The 16,860-nt window shown below is 73.8% G+C and carries 12 protein-coding genes; all 12 read right to left on the bottom strand.

What is annotated here, in order from left to right; translation table 11 throughout:
* Positions 1-180: 180 nt before the first annotated feature.
* Positions 181-2,586 (bottom strand): putative baseplate assembly protein, encoded by a 2,406-nt coding sequence (locus tag LRS14_RS24885; RefSeq protein ID WP_257801518.1) that lies wholly within the window; start codon positions 2,584-2,586, stop codon positions 181-183.
* Entirely contained in the window at positions 2,583-2,942 is a 360-nt protein-coding gene (locus LRS14_RS24880) for a GPW/gp25 family protein (protein WP_257801517.1), read from the bottom strand. Before LRS14_RS24880 ends, LRS14_RS24885 begins: the two co-directional genes overlap by 4 nt.
* Positions 2,939-3,283 (bottom strand): PAAR-like protein, encoded by a 345-nt coding sequence (locus LRS14_RS24875; protein WP_046113791.1) that lies wholly within the window; start codon positions 3,281-3,283, stop codon positions 2,939-2,941. Before LRS14_RS24875 ends, LRS14_RS24880 begins: the two co-directional genes overlap by 4 nt.
* Positions 3,284-3,295: 12 nt before the next feature.
* Positions 3,296-3,817 (bottom strand): phage baseplate assembly protein V, encoded by a 522-nt coding sequence (locus LRS14_RS24870; RefSeq protein WP_046113792.1) that lies wholly within the window; start codon positions 3,815-3,817, stop codon positions 3,296-3,298.
* Positions 3,818-3,827: 10 nt separating this feature from the next.
* On the bottom strand, positions 3,828-4,979 hold the full coding sequence (locus LRS14_RS24865) for a hypothetical protein (protein ID WP_257801516.1): 1,152 nt from the start codon (positions 4,977-4,979) through the stop codon (positions 3,828-3,830).
* A complete protein-coding gene (locus tag LRS14_RS24860; protein WP_257801515.1) occupies positions 4,972-5,259 on the bottom strand; it encodes a LysM domain-containing protein in 288 nt (95 codons plus the stop codon). Before LRS14_RS24860 ends, LRS14_RS24865 begins: the two co-directional genes overlap by 8 nt.
* Positions 5,259-5,912, bottom strand: coding sequence for a hypothetical protein (locus LRS14_RS24855; RefSeq protein ID WP_257801514.1), 654 nt, complete (start codon positions 5,910-5,912; stop codon positions 5,259-5,261). The genes LRS14_RS24860 and LRS14_RS24855 overlap by 1 nt, the downstream gene beginning before the upstream one ends.
* Before the next feature lie 22 nt (positions 5,913-5,934).
* Positions 5,935-7,236 carry a DUF4157 domain-containing protein gene (locus LRS14_RS24850; RefSeq protein ID WP_257801513.1) on the bottom strand — a complete coding sequence of 434 codons (1,302 nt, stop codon included), beginning with the start codon at positions 7,234-7,236 and terminating at the stop codon, positions 5,935-5,937.
* 71 nt (positions 7,237-7,307) lie between these two features.
* The gene (locus tag LRS14_RS24845; protein WP_257801512.1) at positions 7,308-8,594 is read right to left on the bottom strand and encodes a hypothetical protein; all 1,287 of its coding nucleotides are present in this window, start codon (positions 8,592-8,594) and stop codon (positions 7,308-7,310) included.
* Positions 8,591-14,620 (bottom strand): DUF4157 domain-containing protein, encoded by a 6,030-nt coding sequence (locus tag LRS14_RS24840; protein ID WP_257801511.1) that lies wholly within the window; start codon positions 14,618-14,620, stop codon positions 8,591-8,593. The genes LRS14_RS24845 and LRS14_RS24840 overlap by 4 nt, the downstream gene beginning before the upstream one ends.
* Positions 14,617-14,871, bottom strand: coding sequence for a hypothetical protein (locus tag LRS14_RS24835; RefSeq protein ID WP_257801510.1), 255 nt, complete (start codon positions 14,869-14,871; stop codon positions 14,617-14,619). Before LRS14_RS24835 ends, LRS14_RS24840 begins: the two co-directional genes overlap by 4 nt.
* Positions 14,871-16,856 carry an ATP-binding protein gene (locus tag LRS14_RS24830; protein ID WP_404977624.1) on the bottom strand — a complete coding sequence of 662 codons (1,986 nt, stop codon included), beginning with the start codon at positions 16,854-16,856 and terminating at the stop codon, positions 14,871-14,873. The genes LRS14_RS24835 and LRS14_RS24830 overlap by 1 nt, the downstream gene beginning before the upstream one ends.
* Positions 16,857-16,860 lie beyond the last annotated feature (4 nt).

The raw sequence follows: 16,860 nt of genomic DNA, 5'->3' as shown, positions 1-16,860 counted from the left end.
GTCGATCCCCGAGGGGATGGCGGGCCGGCTTGGGGCGGCCCGGCGCTCGGCCCGCAGGCCCGGCGGCCCCTCGCCCGGCGGGTACGCCGGTCGATCCCCCGGGGGATGGCGGGCCGGCTTGGGGCGGCCCGGCGCTCGGCCCGCGCTGGTTGGAGTGGCTGTCGGTTCATGTCGCGGCCCTCATGCCGGGAACTCGAAGTCGATGCGGCCGTTCTCGGGCCGGTTGGCATCGCTGTCGCAGCGCAGGATCTCGCTGGCGGCCACGCGCAGCAGGCCGGCCTGCAGCTCGCCCGCGGGCTGGCGGCCCCAGCGCTGCAGCCGCAGCACGGCCACCGAGCGCACGCCCTGCACCGCCATCGCCGCGGCCTGCAACGCGCTCAGCCACAGCACCGCGCCGAAGCTGAAGGCATCGGGGTGGAAGAAGCCCGGCCGGCCGTCGGGCTGCAGGCCGGCGCTGAACACCTCGCGCAGCCGGCGGTGCACGTCGGCCGCGAAGTAACCCGGCTGCAGGCACACCTGCAGCTCGATGCGCAGCGGCACGTAGCGCGGGTCGCGCAGCGCCACGTCGCCACCCATGGTGCGCAGGCCGTCGAGCAGCGCGGCCAGTGCATCGCGAAAGACCGGATCGGCATTCACCGGCCCGCCGCCGCGGCGGTCGACGGTGACGACGGCGGTGGTCCAGCTGCCGGTCCAGCGGAAGTCGCAGCGGGCGCGCTGCACCTCGGGGTGGCGCATCGCGGCGGCGGCGTAGTCGGCCTCGGTGACGGCACGCTGCTGCACCCGGAACGCCTGCGGCGCATAACGCCGGATGGCCTCGGCCGATTCGGGCTCGGCGGCGCCGGTGGCGGGCAGTGGGTTGCGCACGTCCAGCACCTCGTCCAGCGGCGTGACCAGCTGGCGCAGCACGTCGGCACCCACCTGGCCGGCCATGCCGTTGCCGGTGCGCAGCCGCACGCCGAAGCGGGTGCCGGCGGCCGGCCGGCGGCCCTGCACGGCGTCGCCGAAACGCAGGCGGGCCGTGCGGTCGTGCGCCATCTCCACCACGAACTCGGGCGCCAGCCGGTCGCTGGCCAGCAGGTCGGGCCGCGGCTGCCAGAGGCTGTCGCCGTCGTCCAGCCACACCGCGGGGCGGGCGGCGCGCGGGTCTTGCCGGCCGGCGGTGCTGGCCGGCGCGGCGCGGGCCACGGCATCGTCATAGGGCTGGGCGAAGCTCAGGTCGCGGCGGCGCAGGCGCGGCCGGTAGCGGCCTTCTACAGGCACCGTGGGCGGCTGCAGCGCATCGGGCTCCACCCGCGTCTGGCCCTGGTCGGCCAGCAGCAGGTTGCCGCGGGCCACGGCGGTGCGGCGCAGCGCGGTGCTGCCGCCGGCCACCGGCACCATGGCTTCGAGCGGCAGCGCGAAGGGCAGTGCATCGGCCGCATGCCAGCGCACCTGCACCAGCGGCAGGCCGTCGAGCGGGTCGGCATGGCCGGTGTCGACCGACAGCAGCCGCACCACCCAGCGGCGGGCCGGATCCCGTTCGGCATCGCCGTTGACGGCGTCCAGCGTCTGCTCCAGCAGCAGCGCATCACCCGGCTGCAGGCCCAGCGGCTGCGGCGCCTGCAGCATGGCGGCGGTGCAGCCGCGCGGCAGGCAGGTGAGGGCATGGCTCCAGGTGTGCAGCGTGATCTCGTTCTGCGCTGCATGCAGCGCCTGCGCATGCAGGGTCTCGAACACGGTGGCGCCTTGCTGCACGGCCTCGGCCATGCCATCGGCATCCAGCCGGCGCGGCACGGCGCCGGTGAGCACCGGGGTGTGCGCCGGCAGCGGCGCCACGCCGTCCAGCATGCTGCCGGGCTGCACCGCCACGTGCAGCCAGGTGCGGGCGTTGTTGCCCTGGTGGATGCGGTAGTCCAGCAGCCGCGCATGCCGCTGCAGCGAGGCGCGGTGCCGGGCGGTGCCCAGGTAGGCCTCGGTGGCCACCGCGTCCTGCTGGTAGCTGAGCTGGTCGGCGGCGGCGGCCAGCAGCTCCACCAGCATCACCTGCTGGTCGACCGGGCTGCGCTCGGTCCAGCCGGGCGTGGTGGCGGCCAGGCGGTCGAGCATCAGGCCGCGCAGGCCGGCATAGTCGCGCGCCAGGTAGTCGATGGGCGCGTCGGCCGGCGCGGGCTCGGCGGGGCCGCCATCGGCCTTGCAGTCGAAGGGGTTGGGGCAGCCGACCTTGAAGCTGAAGTCGATGCCCGCCAGCGCGGGGTCGAAGCCGGCGGGTGGCGCCTCGCTGCTGGCCGAGGCCACCAGCCGCAGCCGGTAGGTGCTGAAGTCGCCGGCCGTGGCCACGGTGACCGTCAGGCGCGTACCCGCTGCCGACACCGCCAGCACGGCCGGCGACAGCACCCGCACGCCGCCGTCAATGCGCAGCTGCTCGGCGGTGAGCGGCGGGCCGGCGGGCAGGCCACCCGGTTGGCCGGGCAGCGGCGCCACGAACTCCACCGCCAGCGTGCGCTGGTCGGCCGACACCACCTCCAGCCAGGCGATGCCGTTCAAGCCGCCATGCGCGGCCACGGCCTTGATCCGCTCGTCGCGGCCTTGCAGCACCACTTCCGTCATGGGAGCACCCTCTCGAACGCCTCGACGCGGCTTTCACCGGTCAGCAGCAGCCGGTAGCGCACCTCCACCCGCAGCGTGGCTTCGTCGGCCACGGCGGTCACGTCGTCCACCGTCAGCCGGTCGCCCAGCCACTGCTGCAGCGCCGCCTGGGTGCTGGCGCGCAGCGTGGAGGCGAGTGCATCGCTGGCCGGCGCAAACACCATCTGCAGCAGGCCGCTGCCCAGCGTGGGCCGCATCACCCGCTCGCCGGGCGCGGTGAACAGCAGCTGCTCGATCAGGTCGCGCACATGGCGGGCGTCGTCGGCGGCGGCGGTGCGGCCGCGGGCGTCGAACTGCAGCGGATAGGCGATGTTCATGTGGCGATCACCCGGGCCTGGTTGACGGTGATGGTGGGCGCGCCCTGCGGTATCTGCTCGGCCGACAGGCACAGGCCGGTGCTGGTCTGCAGCAGCGCGGGCTGGCCGCCCACCAGCACCCGCGTGGCCGGCACCAGCCAGCGCACCGTCATGCAGGGCTGCGGCTTGGTGCCCGGGCCCACCGGGATCTGGAAGGGGCAGCCGGCGATGGTGCTCATGTCGCTGAGCACGGCCACCGGCTGGCCGCTGACCAGCACCCGTGCATTGGCCGACACGGTGCTGACCTGCCCGCCGTGCATGCAGATGCCGGTGGCGCCGACGTGGTACAGGGGGCCGGGCATGGCGGGCGGCCCTCAGGTGACGGCGAGCGCGCCGCCGTTGACTGTGACGGTGGGCCCCGTCATCACGATGGTGGCGCCCTGGCCGTTGCTGATGGTGATGCCGGTGGCGTTGATGCTGATCATCGCGCCGGTGGCCGTCTTCAGCAGGATGCCGCCGGTGGGGCCGGGCACGTCGCTGAGCATCAACGTTTGCTGGCCCTGCGTCTGCAGCAGCACGCTGGGCGAGGCCGGCAGGCCGGTGAGCGCCAGCGCCGGCACCTCCGACGCATTGCCGTACCAGCAGCCCGTCCAGATCGGGAAGTCGGGGTCGCCCTGCTCGAACTCCACCCACACGCCGGCGCCGATCTGCGGCAGCGCCCAGAAGCCCATCTGCCGGCCGGTGAAGGGCAGGCAGGGCAGGGCCCAGTTCAGGCTGTTGAGGCCCAGCACGTCGGGCACCTGCACCTGCAGCCGGCCCTGCTGCATCGGGTCGATGTTGTTGATCACCATGCCGCGGAACTTGCCGAGGTAGCGGCGGGTTTCGCCCTCGCTCATGGATGCCTCCTCATACCGGCAGCGCCTGCGTGAACGACTGCAGCGCATTGCGCGTGAGCCGGAAGTTCTGGGTGTAGTCGCCCGGCTTGATGCTGTGGGTCACGCTCTTGACGAAGTACAGGCCGTCATGCGTGAGGCCGGCACCGCGCACGCCCACCAGCTTGCGGGCGCGCAGCACGCGGCCATAGCGTGTGACGCGCAGGCTGCCCGAGCCGCTGATCACGTCGGCCTTCTGCGATGCCCGCGCCAGCCCGCGCATCGCGGCGGTGACGGCATCGAGCCGGGCGGTGGAATCGTCCTCGCCTTCGGGCGAGGCCATGTCCAGCTTGGTGTACGACAGCGGCACCGGCATGCGCGGGCCCAGCGGCGGGTTCAGCGGGCCGATGTCGGGCACCGGGATGGGGATGGGCACGCTGCTGTCGGGCTGCTGGATGAAGAACACGAACAGCGTCTTCTGGATGCCGTCGAAGCCCAGCGTCAGCGCATCGACGTTGCTGTGCTGGTCCATGTTGACGGTGAGCGCGGGCTGCACCTCGCCCACCTTGATCTCCGGCCCCCAGTACGCCAGCGACATGCCCACCTCGGGCCCCGGCGTGACGTGGAAGGTGTAGCCCACCTCCGAGGCCAGGCGCTTGATGTAGGCCAGGTCGGTGCCGCGCTGGCCGTTGATGCGCTCCAGCGGGTTGGGCACCGCCACCAGCACGCTGGGCACCACCAGCGGCACGATGCCGTACATCGCGTACTTGGCGATCATCAGCGCCACCCGGCCTTCCACCGTGAGTGCCGGCCACGGAAAGCCGCTGAAATCGATCAGGTCCATCATCTGGCTGACGTCCAGCCCGGTGACGGTGAGCTGGGTCTTGCCCGGCTCGTTGGAGGCGGTGAGCTCATGCCGCGTGATCACGCCGTCGATCAGGATCTGCCGCTCGCCGTTCAGCGTCACCGCCACGATCACCCGGCGCGGCGCATCGAAGAAGCCCGCCGGCAGCAGCTCGCGCATCAGCGCACCGGTGCCGGCGGCGGTGAACACCAGCTGGAAGCCGCTCTGGCTGCCGGTGGCCTCGGTCACCTGCACCGACACCAGCGCCTCGATCAGCGCCCGCGGCGCGGGTTCGGCGATCACCGCGCCCATGTAGAGCTGCAGCTGCAGGCCCTCAACCACGGTTGCCTCCAGGCAGGGCGATGGCGATGCGGCGGCCCACCTCTTCGACCAGCTCCTGCGGATGCATCACGCCGTTGGCATCGGCGATCTGCCAGCCGGCCTCCGGGTCGGCCAGGTAGCGCGCGGCCAGGGTGTCGGGCCGGTCGCCCTGCACCACGAAGTGCAGCGCCAGCGGCTGCGGCAGCTCGCGCGGCAGGAAGCGGCGGCGCAGGTAGGGCACGGGCGTGCCGTCTTCCCGCAAATGGATAGCCTGGGGCAGGCCGGCGTAGCGGCTGGCCATCACAAGCCCTGCAGCCCGAGGGCGCCAAGTGCGGCCGAACCGGCGCGGCCGGCCAGCGCCTCCAGCCGCCGCTGGTGGGCCAGGTAGAGGCTGCCGCCGCGCGAGCCGAACGGCAGGTCGTTGACGCTGAGCACCCGCAGCCCCAGCGACACCTTGGCCCGCATCGGGTTGAGCGCACTGTCGAAGGCTTCTTCGGTGATGGTGCATTCGGTGATGCGCACCGGCATTACCCGTGCGCCGCCCCACACGAAGAGCGTGAGCGGTGCGGCGGCCGGCAGGATCTCGATGCTGCCGCGGCCGGCCAGGGCATCGTTGGCCAGCAGTTGGTCCGCGGTGGGGTACAGCATCTGCTCCAGCGCGGCCAGCTGCGCGGCCAGGCCCACTTCCACCGCCAGCGGATGGCTGTCGGGAAACTCCAGCTGGTCGGTGGCGTCCAGCTCGGCTTCCAGCCGCAGGGTTTCCACCGGCGGGCCCTTCAGGCGCAGGGCTTCCAGCCGGTCGCCGCCTTCGCTGCCGCCCTGCAGCTGCAGCGACCGGGTCAGCGTGTCGGGGTTGTACTGCAGCGCGATCACCCGCAGCGCCTGGCCGCTGTCGGCATCCATCAGCACGATGCCGCCTTTGAGGGTGCGGGGCGAGCGGGTCAGGCCGGTCATGGTGCGGGTCTCCGGTTGAAGTTCACTTGAACTGCTCGAACAGCCAGCGCATCACCGCATCGTTGAACACCGGCACGATGGTGGGCTCGGTGCCCATGCGGCGGTCCATCAGCTCCTGCTCGGTGGGTGCTTCCAGCGACAGCTGCGTGCGCACGGCCGATTCAGTGCCCTTCTGCGCCAGCCACTGCGCCAGGTCGGGCGACAGGCCCGAGCGCAGGTAGATGCCGAACCACAGCTCGTAATGCGCACTGAAGCCGCGGGCATCGCGGTCGGTGTAGGGCAGGCCGCGGGCGGCGAAGCCGGGCGCCACGGCGCCGACGTCGAAGCCGCCACCCGACAGCGGCGGCAGCGTGGACGTGGGCAGCACGCCCGGCCCGGGCTGCAGGCCGCGCAGCGAGGGCAGCAGGTCCGGATCCAGCCGCAGGTCGGGCACCGGCGGGGTGGCGGGCGTGCCGGGCCCGGCGGCATCCAGCGTCAGCGTGCCCAGGCCGAAGCTGAAGCCGCGGCCGGCGCGGCGCGAGAGGTCGAACTCGGCGCCTTCCAGCACATCCACGCCCACGCGCCGGTTCTGCGCGCCGGCGCCGAAGCTGCGGGTCTCGCCGTAGGCATAGGCGGTGATGCGCGAATCCGCCGGCAGCACGCTTTCCAGATAGGCCTTGACGGCCACCGCGCGGTGGGCCGAGAGGTTCATGTTGTAGTCGTGGTCGCCTTCCGCGCTGGCGTAGCCGTGCACGTGCACGCGGGTGGCCTCGGTGCGGCCGGCCACCAGCTCGTCGAGCGCGGTGCGGCCGGCCGGCGTGAGCGTGGCCTCGTCGCGGCCGAACAGCAGGTGGGTGTCTTCCACCGCGGTGCCGCCGGCTTCGCCTGCGTCCATGCGGATGAAGTCGGCGGTAGGTGCGCTGCGGCCCAGGCCGCTGCCGGGCCGGGTATCGCGCTGGGTGGTGGCCTGCGCGCCGGGTTGCTGCTGCTGCGCGGCATGGGTGGCTTCGTGCGCGATCAGGGCCTGGCCCTCGGACCGGCCGGGCTGCCACTGGCCGGTGCCGAACACCATCGCGGCGCCGCTGGTGAAGGCGCGCGCGCCTTCTTCGTCGGCGGCCCGTGCGGCGGCGCCGTCGTGGTGCACCCGCACCTGCCGCAGGTCGGCGCCCAGCCGGGCCTGCAGTGCCAGGCGCAGGCCGGTGGGCAGCGGCTCGCCCAGGCCGGGCGCGGGGCGGGCCGGGGCGCTGGCTGCGGTGCTGCGGCCGGGCCGCAGGCTGCGGCCGGTGGCCACCTGGCGGGCCTCGGCTTCCAGCATGCCGTCGTGCAGCGTGCGTTCGCTGCGCAACGGGCGCGGCGGCGTTGTGCTGCTGCCGCCAACGCGGCTCCGAGGCGCGGCAGTTGAACGTGCGGTGGCGGTCATGGTGTCTCCGCCTCCACCGTGATGCCCGTCGCCCGTGCGGCGCCGATGCGGCCTTCCAGCGCGCCGGGCGTGAAGCCGCTGAAGTCCAGCGTGGTGTCGTGGATCTGCTCGATCACCAGCGACTCCACGCCGATGCGCTGGCCGGCCAGGCGCAGCGGCGCGGCCGGGTCGGTGGCGGCGTTGATGCGGTCCACCTCGATGGTCAGCTGCGAAGGCAGGTTGCCGCGCACGCGGATGCCGTCGACGGCATTGGGCCCGCCCCGCCCGCCCAGCAGCAGCCGGCCGCCGCCGGTGCCGGGCAGGGTGACGGCGGTGGGCAGCATCCGCAGGTCGGCGTGGATGTTCTGCAGCTGCACCCAGTCGGCCGGGTCGGTGGTGCTGGGCGTGGTGCTGGCCTCGCGCTTGCCGATCAGCGTGGACAGCCGGGCCTGGTCATCGTCGGCCAGCCGCAGCTCCTCGTCGCTGAGGTCGGTCCAGCGCTGGGCCCGGGCATTGAACTGCGGCACCAGCGCCGGCCAGGAGGGCACGACGTTGCCCCAGTCGATGTTGAGCACCAGGTGGCGGTCTTCCACGTCGAAATCGATCACCAGGTCGTTCCAGCCGGTCTGGTCTTCCAGCTCGTCGAGGTCGACCACGCCGTGGCGGATGTGCAGCGTCACTTCCTCCAGGTCGTCCCACCATTCGATGGCCACGACCATCGTGATCGTGCCGTCCAGCGCATCGAGGAAGCCGAGGTCGAAGGGTTCGGTGGACATGTCCGGCTCGGCCTCGCCGCTGCCCGCCAGCAGCGCACCCAGGTCGTCGAGCCGGAACCACGCATCGTCGATGGCCACCTCGGGCAGCGTGATCGGCGCGCCCCGGGCCATGTGGAAGCCGGCCGGCAGCCGCGCGCTGGCCAGCTCCACCGTCAGGCCCAGCTCGCTGTTGCGGTACACCAGGCCGGAGACGGACGCCGAGCGCAGCGATGCACTGCCGGTCGCGCTGTCGTAGTGCGCGCCTTCCAGCGCCAGGCCGGGCAGGGTGCCGGCGGGCAGGTGCGGCGGCACGCCGGTCAGCTCGATGTGGTGGGCGGCGGCGTCCAGCACCAGTTGCGAAAGGTCGACGTGCTCGATGTCGAGCTCGAGCCCGCCCGCGCTCAGCAGGCCCAGCCGCAGCGATTCCACCCGCGCGTCGGTGCGCGCCGTCAGCAGGTTCTGCACCTCGATGCCCAGCTGCGCCGCGTCGATGCCGCCGATGCCCAGGCCGCCTTCAGTGAGGAACTCGGTCTCGCCATCGGCCTTCACGCGCGGCGTGATGACGAAGCCTTCACCCCCGGCTCGCGCGCGCCCACCCGCAGGCCGCTGACCTGCGTGGCCAGCGTGGGCGGGATGGTCAGGGTCAGGTCGCGCGCGCTGCCCATCACGTCCAGGTGCTTGATGACGAAGGTCAGGCCGTTGGCATTGAGTTGCGGCACCTGCAGCTCATGGATGACCACGCGGCTCACGCTGGGTGTGCTGCCGGCCGGCGCGCGGTGGATGGTGACGCTGGCGGTGCTGCCCATCAGCGTGGCCTGGCCGCCGGCTTCGGGCAGGGCCAGCCGGTAGTCGGCGCTGTCGAAGGCCAGGGCTTCGATGTCGATCCACGGCAGGCTGAGCGCGGGCAGCTCCACCCGGTCGTCGTAGAGGCGGATGGGGCCGGTGGCGGCATCGCTCACGGTGACGTGGCCGCTGATGCCGGCCGCGAAAGTGCCGCTCAATTCGGCCGATACGGCTTCGGCCGACAGGTCGACGCCATCGCGCCGGAAGCCCACCTGCAGGCTGCCGGCGTCCAGCAGCGCTCCCAGGTCCAGGTCGGCCTGCAGCGCCTGCAGCGCCGCATGCACGTTGCGGGCGCTGATGCTGCCGCCCTCGATGCCGGCCACCCCGCCGCCCCTTTGCGACCACTGCAGGTCGCGCACCTCGATGTCGGCGGCTTCCACCGGCGGGCGGGCAAAGGCCTCGGCACCGGCGCGTGCGCCGGGCCAGGGCGCCAGCGTCTGCATCTCCACCGTCAGCGGCGGCTCCACGTAGCGGAAGTGCGCGGCCTCCAGCCGGTCCACATGCAGCCGGGTGATGCGCAGCTGCAGGTCGGCCGGCCGGGCGGTGTCCACCACCGCATCCACGCGGATGCCGTGCAGCGTGCCCGGCGCCTCCATCGTGAAGCTGCGGGCGCCGGCCTGCCAGGCCAGGCGCTGCACCGTCAGCGCCTGCAGCGTCACGCCCTGCAGCCGCCATTCGCTGCCCTGGTGTTCGATGCGGCCGGCCAGCTCGCGCGCGGCGATGCGCACATGGCCGTCGGCGGTGCGCACCTCGCCCTGGTCGAGCGACAGGCTGCCGATGTCGATGCGCTCGCCTTCGCTGCCCAGGAAGGTGACGCTCAGCGCGCTGCCGTTGAGCCGGCCGCGGCCGAACTGCAGCGCATCTTCCACGTAACCGGTGACGGCCAGGTCGGTCAGGGTGCCGATGCCGGCCGCGCCGTGCAGGCTCATCGCGCCTTCGGCCGGCAGGTCCACTTCCAGACCGCTGGCCCACACGCCGCCGATCACGCCCGACTCGACCTCGGCGATGGCCTGCAGGCTGGGGTGCCAGTAGCCCAGGTGGTCGCCCCGGATGGCATCGATGGACAGGCTGCCCAGCGACACATGGGCCAGCCGGTATTCGGTGCCGGCCGGCCCGCCCGGGCCCATCGGCTCGAACTGCAGGCTGCCGTCCACCTGCATACCTTCGATCACCGAGCTGCCATGCGACCACAGCTGGTGCCCCGCCGCCTGCACGAACAGGTCGGCCAGCGCCAGGCGTTGCAGCGCCACCGCCTGCAGCTGGATGCGGCGGTGGCTCCAGCTCACCCGGCCGCTGGCTTCGCCGGCATCGACCTGCGCGGCGCTGGCGGGGCCGAAGCGTGCATCGCTGACGTGCGCCGACGAGAACAGCCGGTCGGTTCGCTCGGTGGGCACGCCGTCCACCACCGGCATGCCCAGCGTGCTGCGGCCGGTGCCTTCGATGGTGATGCCGGCCTCCAGCGCGCGGTCGAGCGTGAAGCCGGGATCGGTGATGCGGCCCAGGCCCGCCACCCGCACCGACAGGTCATGCACCTCGGCCGAGCGCGCACCCAGGCTGCGCCGCCATTGCGCGAACAGCGCCATCTCGTCGTGCAGCGCGGCCTGCAGCCGCTCGCGTTCGCGGCCTTCGGCGGCGCCCGCCAGCTCGGCTTCGGTCTGCTCGATCAGCGCGACGAAGCCGAGGAAGGTGGCCAGCGTGGCCTCCACCTCGGCGATGTGGGCGCGCTCGCTGGCGCTGCGCCACTCCTCGGGTTTTTCCAGCAGGCCGGCCAGCTCGGCCCGCAGCGTGGCCTCGGTCATGTCGACCTGCAGGCCGTCGATGCGGGCGAGCACGGCTTGCGCATCGATGCGTCCGGCGCGCGGGTCCACCGCCAGGTCGAAGCCTTCCAGCTGCACGCCGGCCACGGTGGCTTCGCTGGCGCTGTCGCGCAGGCCGCTGGCCTGGAGCGTGGCACCCGACAGGCCGAAGCCGGCGAGCCGCTGCAGCAGCGGCTCGGGCGTGGCCTGCGGGTCGGTGGCTGCGGCCGGGGCCAGCAGGCCGCTGTCCAGCGTGATGCCGGCGCGCACGTCGGTGCCGTGCAGTTCGTCCACCGACAGCGTGCCGGCACGCAGCGCGACGCCGCCTTCGATCGGCCGGCCTGCGTCGTCGGTCGGCCGCAGCGCCGCCAGCCGCTCGGCCGCCAGGCCGATGCGGCGGCCGCCATCGGCCAGCGTCAGCGTGGCGCCTTCGGCATGCAGGTGGTGGGCGGACAGCGCCTCGTGCGCGGTCAGCGCCTGGTGCAGCGCCATCAGCTCGGCCCGCTCGCTCTCGTTCAGGTAGCTGATGCCGATGGCGGCCAGCCGGTGGTAGTTGATGGCATCAAGCAATCGCCGGCCGCTGTCCTCGAAGGCGATGCGGGCGGCGCGGTCCCAGCGGCGGGCGACCCAGCGGGCGCGGGCGTCTTCATGCGCGCGCTCCGCTTCTTCCACCGTGGGCACGCTGCCGGCCACGCGCAGGCCGTGCAGGTCCAGCGTGCCGAGGTCGAGCGACAGCTCGGCGGTGTCGGGCTCATCGTCCGCACGCCCGCCGCGCAGCACCGGCGGCCGGTAGGCCTCGCCGCGCAGCAGGCGCGGCAGGGTGTCCGACGAAGTGAGCGCGCCCAGCAGCGCGGTGGCGCTGCTGCCGCTGCCGTGCACGTTGCGCAGCTCGACGGCGTGCAGGCTCACCGCGCCCTGCAGGCCGCTCAAGTGCAGCCGGCCCAGGTCGAGCACCGTGCCGCCGTGGTCGAAGCGCCGCAGCAGTGCTTCGTCGGCCTGCAGTGCTTCCTGCTCGGCCGCCGGCAGGCGGCCGTCGGCGGCCTGGCGGCGGCGGGCCTCGGCCACGCGGGCTTCGGCGGCTTCGATCTGGTCGGCCAGCGCCTGCACCGCGGCGCGCTGGTGCTGCAGCCGGGTGACCTGCGCGGCCAGGGCTTGGCGTTGCTCGTCGGTGGCGTCGGCCGGCAGGGCCTGCAGCGCGGCCTGGGCTGCGGGCAGCCGTTCGTCGATCACCGCGGCGCTGCGGCGCAGCGCGGCCAGGTAGCCGGCGCGGTCACCGGCGATGTCCAGCGACAGGTTGTCCAGGCTCAGCCGCCCGGCATGCACACCGCCGCTGGTGGTCAAGCCCTCGATGGCGAAGCTGCCGATGGTGACCTGCAGCGCGGTGGCCGCGGTTGGCGTCAGCAGGCCGCGCGACATGTCGGTGCTGGCCGGGCCCACCAGCCGCAGCAGGTTGGGCAGCAGGATCACCGACCAGAAGTCGTAGCCCTCGCGCGGCGGCGCCTGCCGCTGGGCGATCGCGTCTTCGCCCAGGCGTGCGTCCAGCGTAGTGACGGTGGCCGTGTTGACGGCGACCATGCTGTCCTCGAACACCAGCATCACGTCCTGCAGCACCAGCGAGTCCATGTGCAGCGACAGCGATGCCGGCGGCCGGCCCGCGTCGGTCGGGTAGGCCATGTGCAGCCGCAGCCCGCCCACGCGGCCCGCGCCGGCCTGGAACAGCAGGCTGCCCACCGGGTAACGGATGGCGGCGATGGCCAGGTCGGTCGCGTTCATCTCCAGCACGCCCTGGGCGGTGTCCCACGCCACGTGGTCGATGAAGTTCACGCCCTGCTGCGCGGCCTGCGCGGCGCGGCCTTCCTCGCCCAGCGATTCGAAGTCCGCGAAGCGGATGCCCATGAAGCTGTGGCCGAAGATCTGCTGGAAGGCCACCGCATCCAGCCCCTCGCCGCCGATGGAGCGGCTGAGCACCGCCATGTCGCGGCTGGACGCCATAAAACCCGCGGCCTGCACCGCATAACGGTTGACGTAGTGGAACGGGCCTTCGTCGTACCAGGGCACGCCTTCCAGCAGCTCGGGGTCGTACTGCCGCCGGTGCTCGGGGTGGTAGAGGCGGAAGGGCTCGACGATGCGCTGCACGAAGTCGGGCGCCAGGTAGTCGGCCGGGCGCGCGGTGTGCTGCAGCTCGGATTGCTGGAATACGAATTCATGCTGCCGCGCCGCGATGGCCATGCGCACCAGGCCGGCCAGCCGGCCCATCTGCGCGGGCTGCCACAGCGCGGGGTCGAGCAGCTGCCGCTGGATGGAGGCCAGGTCGCTGCCGCCTGCGCCGCCGCCATAGAAGTTGGCGCGCGACGATTCGCGCTGGCTCACGCTCAGGTTGTCGTTGATGGCGGCACCAAGGTCGGCCAGCAGGCGTTCACGCATCGCGCCCGGCAGCACGCCGATGAGCTGCATCGCCAGCCAGGCTTCTTCGTCGTTCACGATGTCGAGGAACCAGCTTTGCGTGGCCAGCTCCCGCGCAAAGCTGGCGTTGCGCCAGGGGTCGCGGTGGCCCAGCAACCGCAGCAGCACCGCCAGCCGGTGTTCACCCGCGACCCGTTGCGCGCCGCCGCCGCCGTACAGCCGGGCGACCGGAAAGCCCTGCAGCCAAGGCTCGAACAGGTCCTGCGCACGCTCGCCGTCGTTCTGCAGGCGCTGGGCCACGGCGCGCAACTTTTCCGGCTCGCGCATCCAGGGTGCCAGCCGGTCGAGCAGCAGCAGGCGCTCGGTGTCGCTGGGGCCGCGGCGCAGGCTGTCGCGCACTTCGACATACGCCTCGCGCAGGGCTTCGTCGCCGTCGAAGGCCTGCGTGGCGGCCTCGGCTTCGGCGGCGTCGCGCTGCAGGCGCTCGTTGGCGCGGCGGATGGCGGCGGCTTCGTCGAACTGCGCCGGGCCCAGGGCTTCCAGGCGGTCCATTGCCTCGCGCCGGGCCGGTTCTTCGCGCAGCGCGGCCCAGGTGGCGGGGCTCAGCTGCTCGCGCACGCGCAACAGCGCGAAGTGCTCGTCCGGGCCCAGGTGGTGGAAGTCCATGCCGCCGAAGATGTCGGCGTCGGCCCGGGCCAGCAGGTCGGCGTCCAGCACGCTGTAGAAGGCCAGCACCTGCGGCCGGTAGCGGGCGCGGTGGCCGTCCGACAGCTCGGCCAGCAGCTTTTCGCGGTCGGCACGGGTGATGGCGGTGGCTTCGTCCTCGGCCGCGGGCTGGCCGGCCATCAGCGCCCGCACGGTGACGAATTCGAGCGACTGCAGGATGACGAGGATCTGCTCGACCATGCCATCGGTCACCCACAGGAAGCCCAGCCAGCCGCGCAGCAGCCGCTTGATGCGGGCCACCTCGCGGGTATGGCGCTGGCGCACCGCGGCATCGAAGCCGGTGTCGGCCGCGACCTGCGCATCGGGCAGCAGCAGGCGTGGCCGGGGCAGCTGGCGCAGCGCGGCGGCGGCCAGGCCGATGTCGTGGGCTTCCAGCTCGGCAGCGGCACGGCCGGCCACCACGCCGCCGGGCAGCAGCCGCAGGCCGCGGCGCTGCGCCACATGGGCCAGCTCATGCGCCAGCAGGTAGCGGCCCCGCGCGGTGCCGGCATCGAAGTCGCGCGGATGCAGCCACACGCGGCGGCCTTCGCTGAGGGCGGCGGCGCAGGGCAGCGCGGCAAAGCGGCGGGCATCGACCTGCACGGTGACGCCGGCCAGGCCGAGGTCGGCCTGCAGGCGGCGCAGCAGCGCGGGCGGCAAGGGCTCAGCCGCCGGTACGCCACCGCCACGCGCCGGCTGCAGCAGCGGCGTGCGGTGCGGGCTGGCCGGTGACGGCGCACGGCGGGTGCCGACAGCGGCCGCACGGTCGCGGTCACGACCAGCACGGGCCTGAGGCGCCGGCCGGGCGGGCTGCAGCAAGGCACTCATGACGCGTCCCCGCCGGCCAGCGACTGCAGCAGCGCCCGCGCCGCGTCGCGGCCGATGTCCGCCGGCGTGGCGCTGCGGCCGGGGCGGCCGGGCACGGTCAGCCGGCGCTGGTCGCTGGCGCTGCCGTCAACCGGCGCGCCGGCCTGCACGGCCTCGGCCTGCAGCGTGCGCACGAAGGCCGCGCGCACCTGCGCCGCATCGGCGGCGCTGAAGCCGGTGAGCACCAGCCGCTCGATGTGGATCTGCCGCATCACAGCCAGCCCTCGGTTTCCACGGCATTCAGCGGCCGTTCGAGCTTGGCGTATTCGGTGCGGGTGGCGGCCAGCAGGTGCTGCATGCCCAGCGGTTCGCCGGCATCGGCCGCCAGCACCGCGGCATTCAGCGCGATGCTGCGGATGTGGCCGCCGGCCACGTTCAGCCGGGCCAGGCGGTCGCAATCCACCCGGCCCAGCGGCATGCGCGGCGGCAGGCTGCGGCGCCAGATGCGCGCCCGCTCGGCCGCGGCCGGGAACGGAAACTCCACCACGAAGCGGATGCGCCGCAGGAAGGAGGCATCCAGCGCGCTGCGCAGGTTGGTGGTCAGGATGGCCAGGCCGCGGTAGGCCTCCATGCGCTGCAGCAGGTAGCCCACCTCGATGTTGGCGTAGCGGTCGTGGCTGTCGCGCACCTCGCTGCGCTTGCCGAAGAGGGCATCGGCCTCGTCGAACAGCAGCACCGCGCCGCCCTGCTCGGCGGCGTCGAACACGCTGCGCAGGTTCTTCTCGGTCTCGCCGATGTACTTGCTGACCACGGCCGACAGGTCGATGCGCACCAGGTCCAGCCCCTGTTCATGGGCCAGCACCTCGGCGGCCAGCGTCTTGCCGGTGCCGCTGGGGCCGCTGAAGAGTGCGGTCAGCCCCAGGCCCCGGCTGTGGCGGTCGGCGAAGCCCCATTCCTGGTACACCCGGTGGCGCTGGCGCAGGTGGGCGCCGATGGCCCGCAGCGCAGCGGCCTCGCGCGGGGGCAGCACCAGGTCGTTCCAGTCGACCTGCGGCGTGAGGGTGTGCACCAGCGCGCCCAGCCGCGGCCGCGCGGCGCCGCGGGCGGCCTGCCACAGCGCCTGGGCCGGCGGCAGGCCGCCTGCGGCCAGTTGCCGGGCCTGCTGGCCGGCCCGCTGCACCTGGGCGGCACCCAGGCGGAACTGCTGGCTGAGCTGGTCGTAGGTGGCATCCAGGCCGGTGGCCGCGGGCCAGGCGGTGGCGGCGCGCTGCCACATCCAGCGCTGCTCGGCGGCGGGCAGCGGCGCCAGCTCGACCTGCAGCCGCTCACGCGCGCCCAGCGCCGGCACCGGGCCATCGGCCAGCAGGAAGAGCGGGCCGCCGAGGTCGTCGGCCAGCGCGGCCAGCATCGCCGCTCGCGGGCCTTCGGCATCGGGGGCCACCACCGCCAGCGCACGCGGCGCCAGCAGGGCCTCGCGGCTCCACAGCCGAGCCAGGCTGCGGCGCTCGGCCACCGGCTCGGGCAGGTCGGCCAGCTGCAGGCGCAGCAGCTGCAGGCCGGCGGCGGCGGCGCTGGCGGCGGCCAGGGCCAGGCCGTCTTCCACGTCGTGGCCGCCGATCTGCACGCAGGGTGCGGTGTGCGCATCGGCCAGCAGCGGCGCCAGCCGGCCGGCCTGCGCGCGGCGCGAGGGCGGCAGCCAGACCGGCGCGGCCACGGGGCGCAGGTGGGGCTGCAGCCGTTCGTCCAGTGGGTCCAGCCCCATCAGGTGGTGCAGCAGGCGTTCGTCGATGGCCAGCCGGGCCTGCAGCAGCTCGCCACCTTCGGCCACCTCCACCAGCCGCCAGCGGCGCAGCGGTGCATCGGGCGCCAGCGCGCTCCAGTGCGGCTCGGCCAGCGCGGCCAGCGCCAGCGCGAAGCTGGGCAGCGCGGCGCCACCCGCCCGCTGGCGGCAGGCGGCCTGCAGCGCCGGGTCGATCTCCACCCCGGCGCACAGCAGCAGCACGTGGCGCTCGAAGGGCGAGAGGCCGAGGCGCCCGGCCAGCCGGCGCAGCCGTGGCGGCTCGTGCTGCAGCGTCGCCGCGCCGGTGGCGGCGGGTTCGGCCAGCCGCGCGGCCAGCGCGGCCGCGGCAGCAACAAGGGCGCGGCGGTCGTCGTCGGGCGAGGCGGGGCTGGCAGCGCCGCTCCGGCCGCCGGCGCTTGCAGCGCGGCTTTGGGCTCCAACGCTGTCCGCGCCGCCATGGCCGCCGGCGCCCGGCAGCGCA

Origin of the sequence: Aquincola sp. J276 (genome assembly GCF_024700035.1) — a bacterium.
Taxonomy (GTDB): Bacteria; Pseudomonadota; Gammaproteobacteria; order Burkholderiales; family Burkholderiaceae_C; genus Aquincola; species Aquincola tertiaricarbonis.
This window is presented reverse-complemented; position numbering and strand designations above follow the sequence as displayed.